This is a genomic window from Okeania hirsuta (assembly GCF_003838195.1).
Classification (GTDB): domain Bacteria; phylum Cyanobacteriota; class Cyanobacteriia; order Cyanobacteriales; family Microcoleaceae; genus Okeania; species Okeania hirsuta.
Genome location: NZ_RCBY01000375.1, coordinates 1 through 4,763 on the forward strand (window position 1 = coordinate 1; position 4,763 = coordinate 4,763).

The 4,763-nt window shown below is 35.2% G+C and carries 5 protein-coding genes; 1 reads left to right on the plus strand and 4 read right to left on the minus strand.

Annotation, left to right across the window (positions count from 1 at the left end):
- Positions 1–100: 100 nt before the first annotated feature.
- Both D5R40_RS30390 and D5R40_RS30395 read right to left on the minus strand, forming a co-directional pair.
- Positions 101–319 (minus strand): type II toxin-antitoxin system HicB family antitoxin, encoded by a 219-nt coding sequence (locus D5R40_RS30390; protein ID WP_240038747.1) that lies wholly within the window; start codon positions 317–319, stop codon positions 101–103.
- Between the two features lie 4 nt (positions 320–323).
- Positions 324–1,538, minus strand: a complete 1,215-nt coding sequence (locus D5R40_RS30395; RefSeq protein ID WP_124142828.1) for an RNA-guided endonuclease InsQ/TnpB family protein — start codon at positions 1,536–1,538, stop codon at positions 324–326.
- 61 nt (positions 1,539–1,599) lie between these two features.
- Here D5R40_RS30395 and D5R40_RS30400 point away from each other — a divergent pair, with 61 nt between their 5' ends.
- Positions 1,600–1,770 (plus strand): DNA-binding protein, encoded by a 171-nt coding sequence (locus tag D5R40_RS30400; protein ID WP_124142829.1) that lies wholly within the window; start codon positions 1,600–1,602, stop codon positions 1,768–1,770.
- 416 nt (positions 1,771–2,186) lie between these two features.
- Here the strand turns inward: D5R40_RS30400 and D5R40_RS30405 are convergent, their stop codons facing one another.
- Together D5R40_RS30405 and ahcY are read right to left on the minus strand one after the other, a co-directional pair.
- Complete coding sequence (locus D5R40_RS30405; protein WP_124155689.1) at positions 2,187–2,813, minus strand: exopolysaccharide biosynthesis protein; 627 nt, start codon at positions 2,811–2,813, stop codon at positions 2,187–2,189.
- 864 nt (positions 2,814–3,677) lie between these two features.
- Positions 3,678–4,763, minus strand: a 1,086-nt coding sequence (ahcY, locus tag D5R40_RS30410) for an adenosylhomocysteinase (RefSeq protein ID WP_124155690.1), incomplete at its 5' end; no start/stop codon positions are given.

The following is a 4,763-nucleotide window of genomic DNA, read 5'->3' on the forward strand; positions in this document are numbered from 1 at the left end:
CCCATGTAATTTTCCTCCTGTCTCCTGTCTCCTGTCTCCTGTCTCCTTCTTCAATATTGAGGAAAAATCCAGATTTTATACAGAGGTATAATCCTTGAAACTATTGTGGGACAATATTTTTGAGGTGCTTGTCTCCCCCTGAGGGTTTTCCCATTTCTTCATAAGCAGATACTAAGTCTTCCAAAACTTCCTTCGCATTTTCTAGCGCTTCATCATAAGATTCACCGTAAGTTTGAGCGTACTTCCCCCATTCAGGTAAACTAGCAATTTGACACTCCCCCGTTAAATCAAAGATTATAACGGGAGATTCTTGTTTCAAACTCTTAACTAGGTAACAAATCAAACAAGCTGAGTTGCACCCCCGCCAGAACGTCTCCACAAGCATTTTGGTTAACGGTATGTCCTACCGCTATTAGTCCTCTATTTCTAATTACTTTTGCAGCAGCAATATCACGATTTATTTGATAACCACAACTGCTGCAATTGTGACTTCTTTCAGACAATTTCTTTTTCTGTCTCTGACCACATCCAGGACATTCTTGAGAAGTATGATTTTTATCAACTTTTGCATAATATTTACCTCGTTTCCAACAAACAAAAGGTAAGATTTCGTTAATAAACTGACCTATGCCACTATCTAAAGATTGCTTCCTGACAATACCTCTAGACCAAGAATTAAAGTTAATATCTTCTACAAAAATATTATCAGCTAAATTGCAAAGTTGATGAGCTAATTTAAAATGCCAATCACGTCTAGTATTAGCTATTTTTTCATGTAGTTTAGCTATTTTATTTTGATATTTGAACCAATTATTTGACCTAATTGTTTTCTTCTTAAGTCTTCGTTGCAGCAATTTAAGCTCGCGTAGTTGACTTAACAAAAACTTAGGAGATTTAATTAATTGTCCTGTGGAAGTAGCTACAAAATTTTCTATACCTGCATCTACACCTAATGAGACTTTACCTACTGGATTATCTGGCACTGATTCTGAGGAAGTAAAAGTAATCATCAAATAATAACCACTAGCTTTTTTAACTATCCTAGCTTGTTTAGCTGTCATAGCTTCGGGATAAGGTCTACTTTTTCTAATTTTAATCCAACCAAGTTGAGGTAATTTAACTTTAGTATAACCTAAACAATTTTTAAGCATTGCAGGAAAAACAAAGCTTCTTAACTTTTTCTTAAATCTAGGAAAGCCTTTACCCAAACTTTTCATCTCAGAAAATGCTTGATCTAAAGTCTTTAAAGTTTGTTGTAATACTTGAGCATTAACTGACTTTAATTTAGGATTAGTTTTCTTAGCTATGGTTAGACTTTTTGCTTGATTATTATAACTAGGATAAGGAGTGTCAGCAGGTATAATATATTCCGAAATAATTGAACAACTATTGATTGGTGACTTTTTTGAACTTAACCAGTCTTTACGCTCTCTTAAAGCATAATTATACACAATTCTAGATACATCAAGAATCTGATTAATTTCTGCTTCTTGTTGTTGATTTGGTCTAAGTTTGTACTGATAAGTTAAAGCTATCACTTGACAATATTTTATATTTCTAAATATACTAATACTGTAACGCAAATTGTATATACAGTCAATGGTTAGGAAAAAAATTTTTGTAGTAAGATTAACTGATGATGAAAAAGAAAGACTAGAGTATTATGCAGAAATTATGCAAGTATCAATGTCTGAAATAATTCAAGATTACTGCAAAAGTTTGCCAAAACGACCTCAAGCTCAATTAAAGGATTCGCTACCGCTCAATTAATTGCTGGTTTAAATTCATCTCACCGTTAAATCAAAGATTATAATGGGAGTCCTCTTTAAACAACACTGATAGGTTTTATCCTTTTCAGACCATTGAATTAAAATACTATATTTCAATGGAAATTATAAATTAGGTGCTTAGGTGTACAATGAGGTAATAATTATGCTACTGGACATAGATTCTATATGCTCGCACCTTTTCCATTGTACAAATAGTAGCACAAATTTATTTAAAATCAACCCCTTGCTGAAAAATTTTTTCATCTATTTCAAAGGTACAGCGAACAGCGAATTTTTGCATATCAGTCAGGTATATCAGGTATAATATTCGCGGGCAAGATGCCCGCACTAATTATGAAATAAGCTGTCAAGCCTTCTAATTTAGCCGGAGGTACTGATAACTGAGAACTGAATTTCCTAACCTCCAGTTAAAGAATTTTTAAGTAATTCAATTCCACCCTTGACACCTTCATAACCAAAACGCAGAATTAGACCACTTAAAGTTGCACCCATTGCACAAAGCACCAACCCACCTAAACTAATAACACCATCATCATCCAACAAACCAAAACCAGTAACAAAAATCCCGATCGCCGGTAAAGTATTAGTACCCGGAATTGGAATCATCATCGAAATAGCCATCACAGCGATCGCGCAACCAATGACAATTCTACCAACAAAACTTGTACAAATATAACTCAATCGAGGACGAGAAATCAACTCAATTTTCTGTAACCAAGGAATGCCAGACTTCAAAATTCCTTGTATTTTATCCAGAGAGATTGAATGATTTAACCAACTCTTAGGCAACCACGGAGTTTTAGAACCAACTATTAGTTGAACTGCCAATAAAAGTAATAAAATTCCAAATGGAATTGAATAACCAGGAGCAGGTACAGGCAAAGCAGAAGGTAGAGACAAAATTACGAATAAAAAGCCAAAAATTCTCTCTCCTGCTAAATCAATAATGTCTCCCAAAGTAACTTTAGAAGCACATTTTTCGTCAAAAAAATATCGTTGTAATTCTACAGATAATTTGGCCACGAATTTATATTATTTAAAGTTAAATATGGAACTAAGTTAAAAGTACAAAACTTTCAAGGAATATATGATTAGAAGATTTGATAGTAACCATAAGAGATTGACTTATATCATGTTCGGATAATTAGAGATAAAAAAACTTTCTCCTTCTTATATCAAATTCGATAGTATTGGTGTAATTAAATAAAGAGTGTGGGTAGTGTGGGAAGATGGGGATCTCAAGAAAGATTTGGCAATGGCGCTGAGGATGGAACATTTTTTTATACCGAATTAAACTGATTTGATATTATACCTTAAAATTCTCTTTTCTTCCCTCCTTAGTTCTAACTCCTCCCTTATTATTTATCACTAATTATATCGTCTCCGGATAATTAGTGATCAAAAAAACTTTCTCCTTTTCCTCCTCTTTATTCTTTCTTCCCTCCTGAGTTCTGACTCCTGAGTTCTGACCAAAAAATAAGGTCTCAAGCTTGCCCTTTTAATGGGATGAAAAAGTGGTCGAGAGATGGCGATCTTCGGAGCGGGTCTGTAAGAACGGGTCTCCTCGCCATATCTAGTCGACCAAGAGAAAGAGAACTCCGTATTTCAAGCCTCCTGCTTTCCTGCGGAATGCTGCGCAAACAGTAGGAGGTACTGATAACTGATAACTGAAATGACTCCTCCCTTATTATTTATAACTATTTAACCGGACATGATATTACAAGCTTCTAATATAGAAAATAGCATTCTACAAATATAAAAAACCCAGATAAAATTATGGATCTTTTACCAAGATTCTACCGGGGTTATTTCAAGCAAAATAAAACTAAAAATCACAAAGGAATAGTAAATTAGATTAAACTAGATTCTTATTCCTTAAAAAATCAATTAGGTACCAACAGTCCAGGAATTCATATACTCGATTTGTTCTGGAGTCAAAGTATCAATACCAATACCCATTGCTTGTAATTTCAAACGAGCAATTTCTTTATCAACTTCTACAGGAATAGAGTGTAAACCTGGTTCTAATTTACCTTTATTTGTAACTAAATATTCACAAGCTAATGCTTGGTTAGCAAAACTCATATCCATAACTGCACTAGGATGACCTTCAGCAGCAGCTAAGTTAATTAAACGACCTTCACCTAATACAATTACAGACTTACCATTCTTGAGTGTGTACTGTTGAGTGAAAGGTCTAACTGTCTTGATATCAGTAGCATTTTTACCCAAAGTTTCTAGGTCAATTTCAATATCAAAGTGACCGGAGTTACAAACGATCGCTCCATCCTTCATCACATCGAAATGTTCGCCACGAATAACGTGCTTATTACCAGTAACAGTAATAAATAGATCCGCTATAGGAGCAGCTTCCGCCATTGGCATCACCCTAAAACCATCCATGATAGCTTCAATAGCGCGAACTGGATCTACTTCAGTTACAATTACATTTGCACCTAAACCTCTAGCGCGGAGAGCTGCACCTTTACCACACCATCCGTAACCTACAACAACAGTAGTTTTACCAGCTAATAAAACATTAGTAGCACGGATGATACCATCTAAAGTAGATTGACCTGTACCGTAACGGTTATCAAAGAAATGTTTGGTGTCCGCATCGTTAACGTTCATAGCAGGGAAAGTCAACACCCCATCATTGAACATTGCTTTTAGACGAACAATACCTGTAGTAGTTTCTTCTGTAGTACCAATGAGGTCGCTAAGTTGACTTTGTCTCTCTTTGACCATGGTTGCTACTACGTCGCTACCATCATCAATAATAATATTAGGTCTGTGGTCTAAAGCAATTTCAACGTGACGCAGATAAGTTTCTGCATCCTCTCCTTTCATGGCAAACACAGAAATACCATAATCTACTACCAGACTAGCAGCTACATCATCTTGAGTAGATAAAGGGTTACTGGCAATTAATACAGCATCAGCACCAGCATTTTTGAGAGCGATCGCTAAATG